The organism is Microbacterium sp. BH-3-3-3 (genome assembly GCF_007679045.1).
Taxonomy (GTDB): Bacteria; Actinomycetota; Actinomycetes; order Actinomycetales; family Microbacteriaceae; genus Microbacterium; species Microbacterium algihabitans.
Window position 1 is genome coordinate 369972 of record NZ_VEFS01000002.1, and the last position, 15922, is coordinate 385893.

General features: G+C 69.2%; 16 protein-coding genes and 1 pseudogene. 7 read left to right on the forward strand and 10 right to left on the reverse strand.

Features of this window, described 5'->3' with window-relative positions:
* Positions 1-56: 56 nt before the first annotated feature.
* Positions 57-1349, reverse strand: a complete 1293-nt coding sequence (locus tag FS769_RS09565) for an HNH endonuclease signature motif containing protein (protein ID WP_144832833.1) — start codon at positions 1347-1349, stop codon at positions 57-59.
* A gap of 113 nt (positions 1350-1462) precedes the next feature.
* On the opposite strand from FS769_RS09565, the gene FS769_RS09570 reads away from it, so the two are divergent.
* Positions 1463-1756: a hypothetical protein gene (locus FS769_RS09570; RefSeq protein ID WP_144832835.1), complete on the forward strand. Its 294-nt coding sequence runs from the start codon at positions 1463-1465 to the stop codon at positions 1754-1756.
* Between the two features lie 138 nt (positions 1757-1894).
* Complete coding sequence (yiaA, locus tag FS769_RS09575; protein WP_144832836.1) at positions 1895-2362, forward strand: inner membrane protein YiaA; 468 nt, start codon at positions 1895-1897, stop codon at positions 2360-2362.
* Positions 2363-2364: 2 nt separating this feature from the next.
* Here the strand turns inward: yiaA and FS769_RS17180 are convergent, their stop codons facing one another.
* A complete protein-coding gene (locus tag FS769_RS17180; protein WP_222123919.1) occupies positions 2365-3057 on the reverse strand; it encodes a DUF4440 domain-containing protein in 693 nt (230 codons plus the stop codon).
* A 189-nt stretch (positions 3058-3246) separates the two neighbouring features.
* On the opposite strand from FS769_RS17180, the gene FS769_RS09585 reads away from it, so the two are divergent.
* On the forward strand, positions 3247-3531 hold the full coding sequence (locus FS769_RS09585; RefSeq protein ID WP_144832838.1) for a hypothetical protein: 285 nt from the start codon (positions 3247-3249) through the stop codon (positions 3529-3531).
* 35 nt (positions 3532-3566) lie between these two features.
* Here the strand turns inward: FS769_RS09585 and FS769_RS09590 are convergent, their stop codons facing one another.
* On the reverse strand, positions 3567-4037 hold the full coding sequence (locus tag FS769_RS09590; RefSeq protein WP_144832840.1) for a GNAT family N-acetyltransferase: 471 nt from the start codon (positions 4035-4037) through the stop codon (positions 3567-3569).
* A 71-nt stretch (positions 4038-4108) separates the two neighbouring features.
* The gene (locus tag FS769_RS09595; protein ID WP_144832842.1) at positions 4109-5143 is read right to left on the reverse strand and encodes an LLM class flavin-dependent oxidoreductase; all 1035 of its coding nucleotides are present in this window, start codon (positions 5141-5143) and stop codon (positions 4109-4111) included.
* An 89-nt stretch (positions 5144-5232) separates the two neighbouring features.
* Between FS769_RS09595 and FS769_RS09600 the strand changes: the two genes are divergently transcribed.
* Together FS769_RS09600 and FS769_RS09605 are read left to right on the forward strand one after the other, a co-directional pair.
* Positions 5233-6087, forward strand: a complete 855-nt coding sequence (locus FS769_RS09600; RefSeq protein WP_144832844.1) for a hypothetical protein — start codon at positions 5233-5235, stop codon at positions 6085-6087.
* A 228-nt stretch (positions 6088-6315) separates the two neighbouring features.
* Positions 6316-8847, forward strand: coding sequence for an RNA helicase (locus tag FS769_RS09605; protein WP_144832846.1), 2532 nt, complete (start codon positions 6316-6318; stop codon positions 8845-8847).
* Here the strand turns inward: FS769_RS09605 and FS769_RS09610 are convergent.
* From FS769_RS09610 to FS769_RS09620, 3 genes are read right to left on the reverse strand one after another with little or no spacing between them, the layout of a single operon-like run.
* A complete protein-coding gene (locus FS769_RS09610) occupies positions 8844-9377 on the reverse strand; it encodes a hypothetical protein (protein WP_144832848.1) in 534 nt (177 codons plus the stop codon). The two genes, FS769_RS09605 and FS769_RS09610, sit on opposite strands and share 4 nt — an antisense overlap.
* Entirely contained in the window at positions 9356-10777 is a 1422-nt protein-coding gene (locus FS769_RS09615) for an ATP/GTP-binding protein (RefSeq protein WP_230705128.1), read from the reverse strand. The genes FS769_RS09610 and FS769_RS09615 overlap by 22 nt, the downstream gene beginning before the upstream one ends.
* Entirely contained in the window at positions 10777-11103 is a 327-nt protein-coding gene (locus tag FS769_RS09620; protein WP_260979730.1) for an SCO6880 family protein, read from the reverse strand. Before FS769_RS09620 ends, FS769_RS09615 begins: the two co-directional genes overlap by 1 nt.
* Positions 11104-11149: 46 nt before the next feature.
* Here FS769_RS09620 and FS769_RS09625 point away from each other — a divergent pair, with 46 nt between their 5' ends.
* Together FS769_RS09625 and FS769_RS09630 are read left to right on the forward strand one after the other, a co-directional pair.
* The gene (locus tag FS769_RS09625) at positions 11150-11719 is read left to right on the forward strand and encodes an amidohydrolase family protein (protein ID WP_260979737.1); all 570 of its coding nucleotides are present in this window, start codon (positions 11150-11152) and stop codon (positions 11717-11719) included.
* A 474-nt stretch (positions 11720-12193) separates the two neighbouring features.
* On the forward strand, positions 12194-12478 hold the full coding sequence (locus tag FS769_RS09630) for a hypothetical protein (protein ID WP_144832852.1): 285 nt from the start codon (positions 12194-12196) through the stop codon (positions 12476-12478).
* 522 nt (positions 12479-13000) lie between these two features.
* Here the strand turns inward: FS769_RS09630 and FS769_RS09635 are convergent.
* From FS769_RS09635 to FS769_RS09645, 3 genes and pseudogenes are all read right to left on the reverse strand, one after another.
* A pseudogene (locus FS769_RS09635) lies at positions 13001-13159 on the reverse strand (TraM recognition domain-containing protein); the annotation flags it as partial.
* Between the two features lie 93 nt (positions 13160-13252).
* Positions 13253-14494, reverse strand: a complete 1242-nt coding sequence (locus FS769_RS09640) for a glycoside hydrolase family 1 protein (RefSeq protein ID WP_144832854.1) — start codon at positions 14492-14494, stop codon at positions 13253-13255.
* Positions 14495-14635: 141 nt separating this feature from the next.
* The gene (locus FS769_RS09645; RefSeq protein WP_186325495.1) at positions 14636-15916 is read right to left on the reverse strand and encodes an MFS transporter; all 1281 of its coding nucleotides are present in this window, start codon (positions 15914-15916) and stop codon (positions 14636-14638) included.
* Positions 15917-15922 lie beyond the last annotated feature (6 nt).

Sequence of the window (15922 nt, forward strand, 5' to 3'; positions counted from 1 at the left end):
CGTGAGGGGGCCGCTGAGTCGGGCAGAAACGGGCCAGCCGGAGGGGCCGTCGCACGTCAGAACGGCGGCGGGTCGGGGTCGGGCGCGAAGGTGACTCGCCGCTCCGGCGGGTCAGTGGTGCGACGACCCAACGGGCTGGTCCACACGATGCTCCCGTCGGGCTGCTGCTCGGCTGTCCACGCGGTCTCGGTCTTGAGCACGTGATGGCGCTTGCACAGGCAGGCGAGGTTGCAAAGGTGCGTCGCGCCGCCCTTCGCGTGGTCCAGGTTGTGGTCGATCTCGCAGCGTCGGGCGGGTTGGCGGCATCCGGGGAATAGACAGTGCACGTCGCGGATGCGCACGAAGCGACGCATCGCGGGCGTCGGCCGGTAGCGGTCGACGGCGAGGGCGACACCGGTCACGGGATCGGTGAGCAGGCGTTCCCACCCGGGTGCCCCGGCCATGAGCTCGCGCGCCGTGTCGGCGTCGACGGGAGTGCATCCGTCGAGCATCGCCGCCCGCTCGCTCGCGCCGACGGCGGTGAGCACCGGAATGACGACCGAGACCTCGGCACGGATCGCCCCGAGCCCCCCGGGGAGGTGCGCCTGGGTCGGATCAACGACGGGCCGGCCGCCCAGGACGAGGTCGCACAGCAGGTCGGCGCGGGTCTGATCGATCGATCTCGTGTCGTCGACCCCACCGTCGTCGCCCGCGAGGTGCGCGACCTGGCGCACCGCGCGGGCCTGGCGCGTGAGGCGGTCGAACATCGCCCGGATCTTCGCGGCACTGTCGATCACCCCGAGCTGCGCCATGCCGTCGACGTCGTCTTCGACCCACACACGGCGCCGCTGGACGGCCTCGTCGTGGCGCTCGTCGATCGAGCGGGGCTGCAGCTCCTCGACCACGGCGCGGGCGAACGCGCGAGTGCCGGCGACGGTGTCGCGTTCGGCCCGTGCGAGCACTCGACGCTCGTACTGCCGTCGGCTCGGCTCGTCGACGAGGCACGCACCGATCTCGCGGACGACCTCGGTGTGCCGCGCCGTGATGCGCGCCTCGGCCAGTGCCTCCACGGTGGCGGGGAAGTCGTCGACCAGGCTCGCCGCCTCGGACAGGCGGCGCTGCGCCGTGCGGTCGTGCCACCGGAGTGCTGCGCCGATCTCGGCCGCCACCGACCGCAGCGCGAGCTCGCGCTCCTGCACGGCCGCGGGCGAGTGCGCGGTCCGCGCCGTGGCGATGGCGAACGCCCGGCCGAGCAGCCGCGCTCGCTCCGCCTCGAGCTTCGCGATCGACGCGTCGACCCGCATCAATGCCTCGACGATCTCGTCGAGCGCGAGCTCGTCCGCGTCGTCGGCGACGGGGCGGCTGTTCATGTAAACATGCTCCCACCGACCTCCGACATCGGCCCGGGACGTCGGCCGGGGACAACGGTCCGAGACAGCGGCAAGGGCTTCCGCGCGAACCGACCAGCGCGATAGGAAGAGACGTGCCCGACCAGCCGCAGGCCCCGTCCCTCATCCAGCGACGCATGACCCTCTCGCGCGGTCTGGCCTACCCGATCGCCGCCATCGCGGTATCGGCGCTCGATCTGATGCTCCAGATCGTGCCCCTCGTCGAGTCCGATGGCACCGCCGGCTGGCGGTGGATCGTTCTCGTCCTCTGGGCGGTCCTGCTGGCCGCGAGCATCGTCATGCTGGTCAGGGCGAGAGGTGCCATCGTCGCTTTCGAGCGCGAGCACGGCCGCGACGCGGGCAGGCAGAAGCCCGTCGGCCACCCCTGACGAGGCTTCTCCCCAGGCCTCGGCATCGGGAGATCGTCCACATCCGAGCCGCGTATCTCACTTTCGACATACGACCTCCGCTAGCTTCTCCGCCACGGCATATATCCCCGCGCGGGGATCGACGAAGGGGTGGGAAAGATGACGGACACGCACACACCGCAGGTGCTCGGTCGGCCGACCGGAGCCTTCGTGGGGGCCTCCTGGGTGGCACTCGGGCTCGGCACCTCGGTGTATTTCATCGGCCTGTACAGCGCGCACATGACGCTGGCCGAGAAGGGCTTCTACCTCTCGGTCTTCCTGCTCGGGCTGTTCGCCGCGATCTCGGTGCAGAAGGCCGTGCGCGACCGTGCGGAAGAGATCCCGGTCACCGGCGCATACCTCGGCGTCGCGTGGAGCATGCTGCTCGTCGCGCTCACGCTCATGGCCGTCGGCTTGTGGAACGCCGAGCTGCTGCTGTCGGAGAAGGGCTTCTACGGCATCGGATTCGCGATGAGCCTGTTCGCCGTCGTCGCCGTGCAGAAGAACGTGCGCGACCTCGCCGCATTCCGCTCCGTGCACCCCGAGCCCGCGCCGAAGGAGCACACGACCTACCCGACGCTGGGGTGAGCTCAGCCGACCGGCGTCCCCTGGTGGAACAGGCACCGCGGTGCGGGGTCGCACCGCCAGAGGGACGACCGGCGGCTGACGCGATCTTCGAACCGCAGCAGGTACGTCAGCAGCACCGTGTCGGGTCCGAGCACTCGGTGCTCCCTCTCGCTCAGCGAGGGGGAGGGGTCGGTGCCCGGCTCGTTCTGCAGCGCGGCCACGATCTCGTCGCGCGTCCAGCGGCGGCCGGACTGACCGAACTCCACGAACGAGGGATCGAGCAGTCGGCCCGCCTCCTGCGGGTCGGAGCGCACAGACGGATCCAGCAGGTGCTGCTCGGCTGCCCAGGCCGCGGCGACGAGGGCCTCGTCATCCCGAACCCGCCCGCGGATCACGTACGACCGCTCGATCCCGGCGGTCTCCCGCCCCCAGGTGCTCGCGGCGACCCGACGCTGGTGGGCGTCGAATGCGGCCTCGTCGACGAAGCGCTCCGCCACCCGCCACACCAGCTCGTCAGCGGTGGGAGTGACCTCGAACGACAGGCATCCGGGCTCGGCGCGAGTCAGCGCGACGTGCTCGTCGAGGTGGGCGCGCACGCGTTCCGCCTCGGCCGCGTCGGCGCAGCGCAGCTCGCCGGAGAGCGTGACTTCAGGCCCGCGCGAAGGAGAGCGGTCGTCGGGATCGGCCGCGTCGAGGCGCGTCAGGGAAATGCCCACGAGCCCACCGTAGGCAGGAACGCCCAGCAGAGTCGTATCGCGGCGTCGGTACCCTGGAACCGCCGAGTCGCGTCACCGACTCGCGCGCACCCGAAGGAGACCCCCATCGCCGCTTCGCCCTCCTCGACGAGGATCCGCGCCCTGCGCACCGCCTCCCTCGCGATCGCCGGGATCGGCGCCGCGATCACCATGGGCGCCCTGGGGCCCTGGTTCACGCCGGTGATCCTGCTGGTCGCCACGGCCGGGGCGCTGCTCGTCATCTGGCGGAGCGACGGGGCCACGGTCGGTGCCCGCGCCACGGTGCCGGTGCTCGTCGTCGTGGTCGCCCTCACGGTGGCGGCTCTGCTCGGTCTCGCGGGCGCCCTGCCCTCGGGGTGGGTGTGGGCCTCGCTCGGCGCGTATGCCGTGGCGTGGGGTGAGTACCTCGTGTCGCAGACCATCGCGCGTTCGCACGAGCTGACGGGCTACCGGTGATCCCCGCCGCGGCGCGTTGATCGGCGCCGCTCGGATCACCGCAGCTCGAGGCAGACCAGGTCGGGCCGCTCGTCCCACGACGGCACGACCTCGAACCCGGCGCGCGCGTACAGCGACAGCGCGGGCTCGCGCCATCTCCACACGGACAGCCGCACCGGTCGCGGCGCACCGTCGACGGCGGCGGCCAGCAGCGCTGAACCGACGCCGCGACCGCGGGCGGCCGGGGTCGTCCAGAAGCGGGAGATCTCGCCTCCCTCGGCTGAGCGCGCGATCACCACGACGCCGCAGTCCTCATCGTCGACCGCGGCGATGAGCACGCGACGGTCGGCGAAGACGTCGGCCGGATCGTCGATCTCGCGCGCGTAGCGGGCGGGCATCGCGGCATCCGCGTCGACGAGTCCGTGCTCGGCCTTCTCGGACTCGGTGCGACGGAGGTAGTCGCCGACGAGCATCGAGACGGACTCACCGTCGCGCGGGAACCGGGCGGTGCGGATGACGACGCTCACCGCCCCACCGTAGACGGAACGGGCCCGGATGCCGGGGAATCGGCATCGGGGCCCGTTCGGGCACTCGCGAATCAGGCGGTGGAGAGAGTCGACTGCCAGCCGAGGGCAGGGGCGACGTGCTTCGCGAAGTTCTCCACCAGGCGCAGGTTGAAGTCGACGCCCATCTGCGAAGGGATCGTGAGCATGAGCGTGTCGGCGCTCATGACGGCGGCGTCGTTCTGCAGCTGCTCCACGAGCACCTCGGGGGGTGCGGCGTAGGTCTTGCCGAAGGTCGAGCGCATGCCGTCGATCACGCCGATCTGGTCGCTGCCGGCCGAACCGCTGAAGTACATCTCGTCTTCGGCCGTGACGATCGGGAAGATGCTGCGACTGACCGAGGTGCGGGGCTCACCCGGGTGTCCGGCCTCGCGCCACGCGGCGCGGAAGGCGTCGAGCTGCTGCGCCTGCAGGATGTCGAACGGCGTGCCGTCGGCCTCGGTGAGCAGCGTCGACGACATGAGGTTGACGCCCAGGCGTCCCGCCCACTCGGCGGTCGCGGTGGTGCCGGCACCCCACCAGATGCGCTGACGCAGTCCGGGGGAGTGCGGCTCGATGCGCTGCAGGCCGGTGCCGCCGCCGAAGGGGCTGTGCGGGTCGCGCTCGGCGAGACCCTCGCCGTCGATCGCGCGCAGGAACAGGTCGAAGTGCTCGCGGGCGATGTCGCCGCCGCGCGGGTCTTGCGAGCCCGTGTAGCCGAACGCCTCGTAGCCGCGCACGACCGACTCGGGTGAGCCACGGCTCACGCCGAGGGCGAGTCGATTGCCGCTGATGAGGTCGACGGATGCCGCCTCCTCGGCGAGCATGAGCGGGTTCTCGTACCGCATGTCGATCACGCCGGTGCCGACCTCGATGCGCGAGGTGCGGGCGGCGATCGCGGCAAGCAGGGGCATGGGGGCGGCCTGCTGGCGGGCGAAGTGGTGAACGCGGAACGAGACGCCGTTGACCCCGAGGTCGTCCATGCCCTGGGCGAGATCGATCGCCTGGAGCATCGAGTCGCCGGCGGTCAGTTGACGCCCACCGCCGAGGGGCCCGTAGTGGCCGAAGGAGAGTGTGCCGAAGGAGCGCATGTCGGATACAACATCACACTCCTCGATCTATTCCCGCGCATATACCGCGATCGGCCCCGGGGGCGTCCAGGTGTGGAACCATTCAGAGCATGGACGATGACGTGCTCCAGGAGTTGCAGCTCCTGCGCGCACGGGCGTACGGACCCGACGCCGACATCGCCGATGACCCCGCAGCCCAGCAGCGGCTCGCACAGCTCGAGGAGCAGGAGCGACGGGCTCGCGCGACCCCGGCTCCGACCCCGGTCGACCCGCCCCCGCTGCCGCCCCGGCCTGCCGTCGACGCCGCCGCCGCGGCATCCGGAACCTCCCGCCCCCTCGAGGTCGCGAGCACCGACGAGACGCCGTCCGACGATGACGCAGGTCGCGACCACGAGACGCCCCGCGAGCGCCGCCCGCTCGTGCGGTCGAAGCGCAGCTTCTGGGCGTGGGCGATATCTCTGGCGGCGGTCACCGCCCTCGCGAGCGCCGCCACGGCGTCGGGGGTGGCGCTCGTTCCGGTGTCGACGGCGACGGGGGCGTCGCAGGTCGACGTGCTCGTGCCCGATCCCGCGGCCACGGTCCCCTCGATCTTCGGCGACCGCGGACTCGACTCCCGCGGCTACCGCGACTACTTCGGCGTGACCGCCTTCGCCGGGTACGTGCAGATCGACGCGAGCGAGAACCGCAGCCCCTGCCTGTACCTCCTCGACACCGACGAGGTCGACCAGGGTGGTTCGCGCGGCTTCCGCGGCAACTTCGTCTACGGCGGGTGCGGCGCGGGAGTGTTCCCCGCGACCGTGCAGTTCGTCGTCGCCGACGGCATGCCCGAGGCCTTCGTCGAGCGGTTCCCCCTCGGCACGAGCGTGCAGTTCGTCTTCGACGGAGAGAACGTCGGGGTCTTCGCGGACCGCGACGGAGAGGACCGACCCGCGGTCGCGGCAGGCGGCATCCAGGGCGGTCCCTGAACCTGTCGGAGGGCGGTCCCTGAGCCTGTCGAAGGGCGGTCCCTGAGCCTGTCGAAGGGCGGTCCCTGAGGCTTCGGCAAGCTCAGTCGCCTCGCGTGGTTCCGGTGGCTTCGACAGGCTCAGCCACCTCGTGCGCAGTGGTCCCTGAGCCTGTCGAAGGGTGGTCCCTGAGCTTGTCGAAGGGTGGTCCCTGAGCCTGTCGAAGGGCGCGGATGAGAGGCTGGGGGAGTGACCCCCCTTCTCGAGCACGTTCCCGTCGGCGCCGATGCGGATGCCGCGTACCTGGGCTTCGTCGAGTGGGCGGGCTCGCGAGGGCTCACGCTTTACCCCGCGCAGGACGAGGCGATCATCGAGATCGTCTCGGGCGCGAACGTGATCCTGTCGACCCCGACCGGCACGGGCAAGTCGCTGGTGGCGGTCGCCGCGCACGCCGCCGCCCTCTCCCGCGGCGGGCGCACGTATTACACCGCGCCGATCAAGGCCCTCGTGAGCGAGAAGTTCTTCGCCCTCGTCGACATCTTCGGCGCCGAGAACGTCGGCATGGTCACGGGCGATTCGTCGGTCAACTCCGACGCTCCGATCATCTGCTGCACCGCGGAGATCCTCGCGAATCTCGCCCTGCGGCAAGGGGCCGACGCGAACGTCGACCAGGTCGTGATGGACGAGTTCCACTACTACGGCGAGGCCGACCGCGGCTGGGCCTGGCAGGTGCCGCTGCTGCTGCTGACCCGCGCGCAGTTCATCCTCATGTCGGCCACCCTGGGAGATGTCACCGAGATCGCCGACGACCTCTCGCGTCGCACCGGCCGGCCCACCGCGCGGGTGACAGGTGTCGAGCGGCCCGTGCCGCTGCACTTCGAGTACGCGCGCACGCCCGTGCACGAGACGGTGCAGGAGCTGCTCGACACGAAGCAGGCGCCGATCTACGTCGTGCACTTCTCGCAGGCCGCGGCGATGGAGCGCGCCCAGGCGCTGTCGTCGATCCGCATCATCGGTCGCGAGCAGCGCGACGAGATCGCCGAGGCGATCGGCGGCTTCCGCTTCACGACCGGCTTCGGCAAGACGCTCTCGCGCTACGTGCGCGCGGGCATCGGCGTGCACCACGCCGGCATGCTGCCGCGCTACCGCCGCCTGGTCGAGACACTCGCCCAGCGCGGTCTTCTGCGCGTGATCTGCGGCACCGACACCCTGGGCGTCGGCATCAACGTGCCGATCCGCACCGTGCTCATGACCGCGCTGACCAAGTACGACGGCACGCGCATGCGCCAGCTCTCGGCGCGCGAGTTCCACCAGATCGCCGGTCGCGCGGGCCGCGCGGGCTACGACACCGCCGGAACCGTCGTCGTCATGGCGCCCGACCACGAGATCGAGAACGCCGCGCAGATCCTCAAGGCCGGCGACGACCTCAAGAAACAGAAGAAGATCGTGCGCAAGAAGGCGCCGCAGGGCTTCGTCAACTGGACCGAGCAGAGCTACGACCGCCTCGTCGCCGCCGAGCCCGAGCCGCTGCAGCCGCAGATGAAGCTGAGCGCCGCGATGCTCATCAACGTCATCGCCCGCGGGGGCGACGTGTTCGGCAACGTCCGCTCGCTCGTCTTCGACAACCACGAGTCGCGCGCCCGCCAGTACGAACTCGCGCGTCGAGCCCTCGCGATCTTCCGCACCCTCGTGCAGGCCGGTGTCGTCGAGGCGGATGCCGACGGCATCCACCTCACCGTCGATCTGCAGCCGAACTTCGCGCTCAACCAACCCCTCTCGCCGTTCGCGCTCGCCGCGATCGAGATGCTCGACCCCGAGGTCGAGCTCGGGAGGGCTCCGGATGCCGTGCCGGCGGCGTCGTCGGTGGGCACGGGGCACTACGCGCTCGACGTCGTCAGCGTCATCGAGTCGACCCTCGACGACCCGCGCCCGATCCTGTCGCAGCAGCAGTTCCGCGCGCGCGGCGAAGCCGTGGCGGCGATGAAGCGCGAGGGCATCGAGTACGACGAGCGCATGGAGCTGCTCGAGGAGATCACCTGGCCGAAGCCCCTCGACGAGCTGCTCGCACAGGCGTACGAGGTGTTCGCCTCGAGCCAGCCGTGGATCCGCGACTTCGAGCTGTCGCCCAAGTCGGTCGTGCGCGACATGTACGAACGCGCGTGCTCGTTCGGCGAGTACGTCTCGCTGTACCAGCTCGCCCGCAGCGAGGGTCTCGTGCTGCGGTACCTGAGCGACGCGTTCCGCGCGATCCGCCAGACGGTTCCGGTCGATGCGCAGACCCCCGACCTGCTCGATCTCATCGCGTGGCTCGGCGAGGTCGTGCGTCAGGTCGACTCGAGTCTCGTCGACGAGTGGGAGCAGCTGATCAACCCGGCCGACGATCCCACGGCTCCGGTGGTTCCGCCCGCTCCGCCGTCGATCCTCACCAACCGGCGCGCGTTCGGCGTGCTCGTGCGCAACGAGATGTTCCGCCGCGTGCAGCTGGCCGCTCTCCAGCGCGACGACGAGCTCGTCGAACTCGATCCCGACGTCGACTGGCCCGCATCCCTCGACGCCTACTTCGACGAGCACGACGAGATCGGCACCGGGGGAGCGGCGCGCTCCTCGGCCCTCGTCGTCATCGACGAGTCGTCCGCTGCGGACGGCGTCTGGCGCGTCGAGCAGATCATCGACGACCCCGCCGGCGACCACGACTGGCGCATCCGCGCCGAGGTCGACCTCGCCGCCTCCGAGGAGGAGGGCACGGCGATCGTGCGCGTCACCGAGGTGATCCGCCTCTAACCCGCGGTTCCCCCGGTGGGGCGCCGACCGACGACGCGGCGGAGCACCAGACCGACCACGGCGACCACCACGGTCGTCACCAGTGGCGGCACGATGATCTCCGGCATGGTGGATGCCGAGACGAAGACGCGCGCACCGAAATCGGCCATACCCGGCAGATCACGGGCGAGCACTCGCGTCCCCGCGGCCGAGGACAGCGCCGTCGTCAGAGCCGGGACCAGCCACACCAGCACGAGTCCCACGAGGCCCGTCAGCACCCGCCCGATGGTCGAGACACCCGTCCAGACGATCGCAAGGCCGACGAGAACCGGGGAGACGTACGGCAGCACCGGCAGCAGGGCCTCGAACGGAGAGGTGTACGAGAACAACGGGAAGAGGAACGTCGCGAGCCACGATCCCCCCGCCGCGGCCCCGACCACCAGGCCGAGACCCGCGCCGGCGCGCGGCGCGGCGGCGAGGAGGACGCAGGCGACCCACGCCGTGAGCGCGGCCAGCACGGCCACGGCCGTCAGCAGCACCAGGTAGAGCACCGACTCGTCGCGGTCAACAGCTCTTGCTCAGCCTCAGAGAACGGGATGACCGTCGTGAGCTCCGGCATTTCCGTATACGGCAGACCCGCGCACATGACCATGCCGGCGCGCTCTACGAAGCCCTTCGCCTTCAAGCGGTCCTCCTCCGGGAGGGCGCTCAGGTCGGCCATGGTGTGCGAAATCATCGCCGTGCCGACGCCCACCTGACGGTTGAGTCGGGTGAGGAAGTCCACGCGGTCGACGATGCCGTTTCCGGCGCGCAGGGCGCGCCACAGCTCGTCCATGATGACGAAGTAGTGCCGTCGGGGTTCCAGGCCAGCGTCCGCGAGGACGTTGGCGATGTTCACCGTCGCGAAGCCGTTCGACCAGCACGCGAGCAGCGTGGCCGCGCGCAGATCGCCCTCAGCCTCACCGATCGCGGAAATGTCGTAGACCACCGGACGGTCGAGCGCCATGGGGTTCGTCGTGTGGTGCGAGAACACCCCGCCGAGGCGACCGCTACCGGTCGCCAGGGCGAGCAACGACGCTTCGAGGCCACGCGTAATCTCCTGGTACTTGTCGAAGTCGCCGCGGTCGACGGCCACCTGTCGCAGCTCCTCCGGGCCTTTCTGCACGACGGCCAGCAGATCACCGAGCACCGGGATGCCTTCCATGTTGCGATCGAGCACGCGGAGGGCCTGGTCGATGATCGACTCCTCGACGTCGGTCGGCGGCGACTTGCGCTGGATCGTCAGCAGGGACGACACCATCGCCAGGCGGCGACCGTGGGCGTCTTCCAGTACCTCGTTGGCTTTTTTCTGGAAACCGGCCTCGATGAGGCGCAGAGCGGCCTCCTTGGCCTCGCCGGGGTCGAGCACGTTGAGGTATCCGCGCCCGCGGCCGAGGGTGATGACCTGACCGCCGAGCGCGCGGATGACCTCCACGTAGTCGGGGCGCAGATCGCCCAGCACGAGGGGCTGCACGCCGTAGCCGGCGAGTCCCGACGCCATGCGAGCGATGACCGTCGACTTGCCGAGCCCGGGCTTACCGAGCACGAACACAGACGGGTTGCTGATGAGCTTCGCCCGCTGGAACCACGAAATCGGGTCGGCGCAGAGCGTCGCCCCCGTGTGAATGTGGCGACCCAGCGGCACGCCCACCATCGGCGTACCGGCGCCGATCGCGTACGGCCACAGGCCGCACGTCTGCACCGTCGTGCCGCGCCACTCCGGGACGGGCTGTAGGTACGTCGACGAACCGCCGCCGGGGCCGCTCCACCCGCGAGAGGTGAGCGACCCACCGGACGCGCCCGCGCCCGTGGCGGTGTTCTTGCGCCCGGTGCGGACGAAGACGAGCGCACCCACCACGACGAGCAGGATCAACCCGCCCAACGCGAGCAGCGCGATCAGATCAGGGCTCATCAGATTCCCTCCCTCAGCATCGCCGGGACAGCTACGTGCTTGGTCAGCACGAGCCCGAGGGGCAGAGCCGCGGCGAAGGCGCTGTCCTGTGACCCGCACACCGGGCGCAGCCGCAGCCGAGCGGTCGCGCCGAGGTTGTCGACCGCCGCGCGAGCGTCGGCCTCCTTGCTCGGGTCGATTACAGTCGCGGTCACGAGGATGCCGAAGTTGACCAGGCCCGCGCCCGATGCCTCCTCCGACTCCGTGGCCTGAGCCGAGCGCAGCGCGAGCGAGTCGCGCGCCGCCGGCTTCCGGCTGGACGTGGCCTTGAACTCCGCAGCTCGCACGTCCGCCTGGACGATCGCCGCCGCGCGAGAGGCGACGGCCGCGTTCGTGGATCAGGGGGTGGTCGTCGCCGTCGGGCACACGGACGCCTCCTACGACCAGGCCGCCGAAGCGTTCGATCGGGGAGCGTCCCTGCTGACCCACGCATTCAACGCAATGCCCGGCCTGGGACACCGTGCCCCCGGCCCCGTCGGTGCCGCTTTGTCTCGCGAGCACGTCGCCATCGAAGTTATCGCCGACGGAAACCATGTGCATCCGGTCATGGTGCGTACGTTGTTCGATGCCGCCGCATCTCGCGTGGTGCTTGTCACGGACGCCATGTCGGCCACCGGACTCGGCAACGGTCGCTATAGCCTGGGCGGCCTCGACGTCGACGTGAACGAGGGACAATCGACCCTCAGCGGAACCGACACCCTTGCGGGGTCCACACTGACCATGGCACATGCCGTACAGGTAGCCACCGCGGCAGGGGTCCCCGCGGAGCTCGCCCTGCGTGCAGCTACCGATACACCCGCCCGTGTCCTGGGGCTGCCCCTTGCCGCGGACATTGAGCTCGGGACGAGCTTGGCGGGTTTGAACTGTTTCCGTGACGGGGAACCGAATGCGTTCCACGCTTGATTGTCGACCAACCGGGGCGAGATTGAGGTGGCTTGGCCGCAATCACTTGTCGAGTGGATCCACCCTTAGGAAGGAAAGGGTGGGCTCGGAAGCCGGCATAGTCTCGTCTTAAGGAGACGTGTATGCCGCGACAGGGGAGGGGGCTCGCCCCACAGTCATGTACGCCGAGAGGGCGGCGCTCCTGATGAGAGGCGCGTTCCACGAGGTTCCTTCGCGGGACACCTTCCTTATCGCGCTGATGCGGATGCGGGCCGACTCGGGATCGGCGCGACTTTGGTGACGTGGAGGACGGGCGCGGCGTCTCCCTCTGGGGTCGATACGCTGTCGCGCATGCGAAAGGTTGCGGCCGTCTCAGCGGTCTTCGGCGTTCTTCTATTGGCGGGGTGCTCGGGCGGGGAGGCTTCGTCCGAGGGGGACTCTGCGTCAAAGTCCGCCTTGCCCGTCGCTTCGCCGTCATCGACGGTCGTGGCCGCAATGTCGATCGCAGACGTGCTCGACAAGACGGGCTGCGGCCGCCCCATCGATGCGGCGGCGAAGCCACCGGTCGAGAAGGCTGTTTCTTGCAAGATTGGCGCCGATGGCGACCTGGCGTTCCTCTGGGAGCTGCCGTCCGCTTCGGCCGCGAAAAGTTGGCTTGCTGGCGGCGGCATTGAGATTGGCACCACCGATGCGGTCTACATCGACGGAAATGTGATCATGCTGGCCACGGACGCTGCGACGTCGAAGGCATTCGCCAAGATCGGAGTCGCATATCCGTGAGATCAGGCGCCGTGGGAGCCCGCGGCGTTAGGTCAGAAAACTGACCTAACGTGTGACTATCAGTTTCCCTGATAGTCGCCACGTGAAGAGGGCAAGGGCTACCGGCGCGACCGCGCCGGCGGTGACGGATCCCTCAGTCGTCAGCTACCTGCAGGGTGTGACAGCCTAGGCCGATCACGCACAGCGCGGTCGGCCTAGTATGCCCACGTCAACGAAGACCACCGCGGCCTCGATCAATTTGCGACCGAATGTCCTCAGCCGCACGCCGCATTTCGGGATCCAATCGAGGGCTGACGCGGCTGCTACGCCAGCGCGTCAGGGCCACGCCCGCGACAAAAGCGACGGCGACAACTGCGAGGGCTCCCGACGTCATCGCCACAAGTAAACCGATCATTTGGGCTCCGATCATTAGTGGCGAGGCTCACGCCGCCGCATCCCTGACCCTACTCACGAGTCGCGATCGCGAGCCCAACCGCGCGATGCAAGCGAGACCGCGGCCCGGGACGCCAGGAACCGCCAACGGTCGTAGTCACCGATCATCTGGGACAGCTCGTTCAGGAACTCCGGTTCCTTCACACCGCCGCCGTAGATCGCCACGTTCGACGCGCTCCAGAGCTTGCGCATCCCGTCACGGCCCCACACCTGAACGCCCTGGGACCACGACTGCAGAATGGTCATCAACTGGTTCGCGGCGATCATGTCGTCACGGTCGCCCGGGTTCGTTCGCGTGAGGGGGCATCCCCCATCACGCCCGGCACGAGCGGGCGGCAGAGTTCAGAGCATTCGTCCGTTGCTCGCCGCGTGTGCCCCGAGCCACTGGCCACTGGGCTTGACGAGACGCCGTTGGGTCTCTCGATCGACACCGATAAAGCCGAACTTTGGTCGATAACCGAAAATCCACTCGAAGTTATCGAATGCGGACCACGCGATGTAACCTCGCACGTCGATTCCGTCGCGGAGGCAATTGCGGACACCTTCCAAGGCCGTCTGGACATAACGAACGCGTTGGAAGTCGTCCTCGGTGGCGAGGCCGTTCTCGGTGACGAGGACCGGGGTCTCGGCCACGCTCCACGCTTCGCGGATCGTCTGTTCGAGGGCGAAGGGGTAGATCTCTTCGCCGAGCTGGTTCTTCTCGACATCGTCGCCAGCGTGGACGAGCCCGTCGGGCCCGACAATTGAACGTCCGTACGTCTGGATGCCGACGAAGTCGTCACCACGCGACGCTTCCAGATAGCGGATGTTCGTGTTGATCCGGATCGTCTCCGCGCGCTCCTCGGATCCCCCCAGGCTCTGGATCGCACTGTTGGCAAGAGTCCAGCCCGCCGGCAGGTCCGGCAAGATGCCATGGATCGCCTCCACCGCAGCGCGGTGCGCGGCATGCTTCACGGCGAACGCCGCGTCGCCGGCGCTGAATTGGAAGGACGCGAATTTCTCTGGGTCGATTCCCAGACGGCGCGCAGCATTCGCGAACATCGGCTTGCCCGCCCGCGTGTGCGCCGACAGTTCCAGAATGCCGAGATTGTGGATCAGGTCCGCCAGGTTGGGCTCATTCATCGTGCAGACGGCGGACATCAGATGGCCCAGCTCGCGGGTAACGAACGCGGCGTAGGCGGCGAACAGGTCGACAGTCTCCGGGTTCTCCCACCCGCCGCGGGCGATGAGCCACGTCGGCGAGCTGAAGTGATGGTAGGTGACGATGGGCCGCAGGCCATGGCGGTGGCACGCCTCGAGCACCCGGCGATAGTGCTCGACCGCCTCGTGCGAGAAATCACCGGGGGCGGGTTCGATTCGCGACCACTCCACGGAGAACCGGTATGTGGTGAATCCGAGGCCGGCGATGAGCGCGATGTCGGATTCGAAGAGGGAGTAATGGTCGATGGCGCTACCGGAGGGCTCCGCGAAGACGGTCCCCTCGACGTTCTCCAGCAACCAGTAGTCGTTGGCCTGGTTGTTGCCTTCGACCTGATGCGCTGCGGTGGCGAGGCCCCACTGGAAACCTTCGGGAAAAGCGGTCATTTCTACTTTCGTCTCACGTGCGCTGGTGTCGCGGTCGCCTGCAGCCTGCGATGCTGCAGGCGACCGCCCGGCGCGGTTGGGTGTCGATTCCGTGTTTCTTCGCGGCGCCTCCGACAAGGGCGTGGCCTCGGGAGGGAGCGCCTACTTCACGCCCCGGATCGGGACGATGAGGATGGCGCCGACGACCGCGGCGGCGGCGCCGGCGAGGAAGAGCGCCGTGAAGTTCTGGGGATTGGTGGCGGATGCCCCGATCGACAGAAGGGCGGGAGCGACGGCTGTCACGAGCGTGGGTGGCAGGGCGTTCGCAAGATTCATGATGCCGAGGTCTTTGGCGGGGTTCTTCGCGTCGGGTAGGACGTCCATGACGAGGGCGTAGTCGACGGCGAAGTAGACGCCCTGTCCGATGCCGATCACCGCGACAGCGATGAGGAACATCGGGTAGGTCGTCGCCATCGCCGTCAGACCGAGGCCGATCGCGAACACGACCGCCGAGGCGATGACGAAGGGCTTACGGCGGCCGACGCGATCGGACACCTTCGCCAGCAGCGGGGCAAAGATCATCGACAGAGCGGTGCTGATGACGCCGGCGACGAGGATCGCGGTGCCCACCGTCGCCGGATCGATGTGGTGGACGATGATGAGGTAGAAGGCCTGATACGCGTTGACCGCCGCGACGCCCACGAAGATCATGAACCGGCTCCACCACGCCCATCCGTAGGCAGAATGGCGCACCGGGTTGACCCAGAACGTCGCGAGGAACTCACGGAGGAGGAACGGGGGTCGCTCCTGGCGTGCCAGGGCGACGTCGGAGATGGTGAACGCCAGCACGAGCACGGCCACAACCGACACTGCCGCGGGGAGGAAGATCATGGCGGCGAGGTTCGGCTGCATCAACTGGGCGAGGAAGATCCCCACGATCGCGCCGAGCGGCGAGCCCAGCCCCAGCATGGCCGAGGCGGGCCCACGGTGTTCGGCGGCGACCTGGTCGGGGACCAGGGCGGTCGCGCCGACGAGCGCCGACACCGCGCCGAGAGTGGTGATGATCCAGCCCAGGGTGAGCACGGGGACGTTCGAGGCGACGACGGTCACCACCGCGCCGAGGGCGAGCAGCGCCGCCCCGGCGAACAGGTAAGGCCGCCGGCGACCAATCTTGGCGAGAGTGCGGTCGCTGAGTCGACCGAAGACCGGGTAGCCGATCAACGAGAAGACGCTGCCGATACCGACGACGATCGAGAGCACCGTCGTTGCTCCCGCAGCGTCGATCGCGGCGGACTTGAGCGACAGGGTGAGTATCGCGTTGGACAGCAGGGTGCCGTTGACCGCAGCGACGGCGACGACGAGCGTGATCAGGAAGCCCAGGCTGGGCTTGCCGTCTCGGGCACGGGGCGACGTGCGGTGCACGGAGGTAACAATGCGTGACACGGTGTT

What these genes read in the sequence shown, in the direction of transcription:
- FS769_RS09565 (WP_144832833.1), bottom strand. Translation starts at nt 1,349, where the DNA reads ATGAACAGCCGCCCCGTCGCCGACGACGCGGACGAGCTCGCGCTCGAC.
- yiaA (WP_144832836.1), top strand. Translation starts at nt 1,895, where the DNA reads ATGACGGACACGCACACACCGCAGGTGCTCGGTCGGCCGACCGGAGCC.
- FS769_RS09585 (WP_144832838.1), top strand. Translation starts at nt 3,247, where the DNA reads ATGGGCGCCCTGGGGCCCTGGTTCACGCCGGTGATCCTGCTGGTCGCC.
- FS769_RS09595 (WP_144832842.1), bottom strand. Translation starts at nt 5,143, where the DNA reads ATGCGCTCCTTCGGCACACTCTCCTTCGGCCACTACGGGCCCCTCGGC.
- FS769_RS09600 (WP_144832844.1), top strand. Translation starts at nt 5,233, where the DNA reads ATGGACGATGACGTGCTCCAGGAGTTGCAGCTCCTGCGCGCACGGGCG.
- FS769_RS09615 (WP_230705128.1), bottom strand. Translation starts at nt 10,777, where the DNA reads ATGAGCCCTGATCTGATCGCGCTGCTCGCGTTGGGCGGGTTGATCCTG.
- FS769_RS09630 (WP_144832852.1), top strand. Translation starts at nt 12,194, where the DNA reads ATGTCGATCGCAGACGTGCTCGACAAGACGGGCTGCGGCCGCCCCATC.
- FS769_RS09640 (WP_144832854.1), bottom strand. Translation starts at nt 14,494, where the DNA reads ATGACCGCTTTTCCCGAAGGTTTCCAGTGGGGCCTCGCCACCGCAGCG.